The 1660-nt window shown below is 59.0% G+C and carries 2 protein-coding genes; both read right to left on the bottom strand.

Annotation, left to right across the window (positions count from 1 at the left end):
• Positions 1-974: malate synthase (locus VZ95_RS12830; RefSeq protein WP_045776195.1), on the bottom strand; the 974-nt coding region annotated here is incomplete at its 3' end.
• A 474-nt stretch (positions 975-1448) separates the two neighbouring features.
• On the bottom strand, positions 1449-1660 hold a 212-nt coding region (locus tag VZ95_RS27205; RefSeq protein WP_232302648.1), incomplete at its 5' end, for a hypothetical protein.

Raw genomic sequence — 1660 nt, forward strand, 5'->3', positions numbered from 1 at the left:
TCCATCGCGTGAACTTTACGCTTGTGGCAAGTCTTGATGACCAATTGGCTATAGGCGCGCAGGAAGGGCGAGGTCATCGTTACCGAGGCGCGATCCGGCAGAATGGCGTTGGGATCGTTGCGGAATTTCTTGATGTAGCTGAAAATATAATCCCAGCGGCCGCAGTTGAGCCCGGCGGAATGCTCGCGCAGCTCATAGAGGATTTCATCGACTTCGAAGGTCGCCAAAATGGTTTCGATCAGCACGGTGGCCTTGATCGAGCCCTGCGGCACGCCGAGCAGTTTTTGCGCCTCGACGAAGACCGAATTCCACAGCCGGGCTTCGATATGGCTTTCCAGCTTGGGCAGATAGAAATAGGGGCCGGTGCCGCGCGCCAGCGCTTCCTTGGCATTGTGGAAGAAATACAGGCCGAAATCGACCAAGCTGCCCGAGGCGATTTCGCCGTCGATGCGAATATGATTCTCCGGCAGGTGCCAGCCGCGCGGGCGCACGAACAGCACGGCGGTTTGCTCTTTCAGCGCATAGGCTTTGCCATTGGCGGGATCGGTGTAGGAAATCGCCTTGCGCACGGCGTCGCGCAAATTGATTTGCCCTTCGATCATATTGGTCCAAGTCGGGGTGCTGGCGTCCTCGAAATCGGCCATGAACACTTTTGCGCCGGAATTCAGCGCATTGATGACCATTTTGCGGTCCACCGGGCCGGTGATTTCGACGCGCCGATCGAGAATATCCTTCGGCAGCGGGGCGACGGTCCAATCACCCTCGCGGATAGCGGCGGTTTCGGGCGGAAAATCGGGCTTTTCGCCGGCATCGAGCCGCAGTTGCCGCTCGTCCCGCAAGGCCAAGAGGCGCAGGCGCTCGGCATTGAACTTACGGTGCAGATGGGCGACGAAGGCTAAGGCCTCGTCGGTCAGAAGGCTGTCGAACCCCGGCTTCATCACCCCAGTCACCTGGATACCCTGCGTCACACTCATCACTCAATCCTCACCTTATATATAGGGCGCGTGTTGTTTGCTTCGACGGGGCCGGGGCGGCGGCGCTCGCACTGCACAGCAAGGTAGGGGAATTGACGGCGCTCGCCAAGCCAGCAGACGCGCTTTCTGCGCCTGCCTAAATTTGTGCGCCTGCGAAGTGGGCAGGGCGCTCCAAATTTGTGCAGCGCACACAGGGCTGACCGTTTCAACGGCAAGGGTTTCCGCCGAGTCTGAACTGGCACGAATGTTGCTAAATTGCGTCCACGGTGCGGGCAAGGGTCGGTTCGCGTCGCAAAGGGTCTCGAACAGGGGGGCTCCCGCGCGGCGCACGATGGCTGCAACGGCAGGTTGGACGGGGAGGCTTCATCAAAAAATCCCGCAAAACTGCATATCCCTTGCCCCACCGCTCATCAAAGCCCCCGCTCGGGGGCTTTCTGTTGCCTCGATTCACGTTAACGGGCTCTGTACCCCCTGCTACAAATGCCGCAGGGGGGTTGACAGGCTTTTTCGCGCCTGCACGCAGTTTTTTGTCGTGTCGCCCGTATTTCGCGTTTGAATCTTGCGTCGTGTGACGGAATTCAGAATGAGCAACGGCAAATAAGGCATTGATTTGTCACTATGCGGCCAATTGGAGCCTGGCATTCCATGCGGCGCGTGCAAAGCTGGCGCGGTCTTATTGCGCTGCA

This window comes from Elstera litoralis, assembly GCF_000963705.1.
Lineage (GTDB): Bacteria > Pseudomonadota > Alphaproteobacteria > Elsterales > Elsteraceae > Elstera > Elstera litoralis.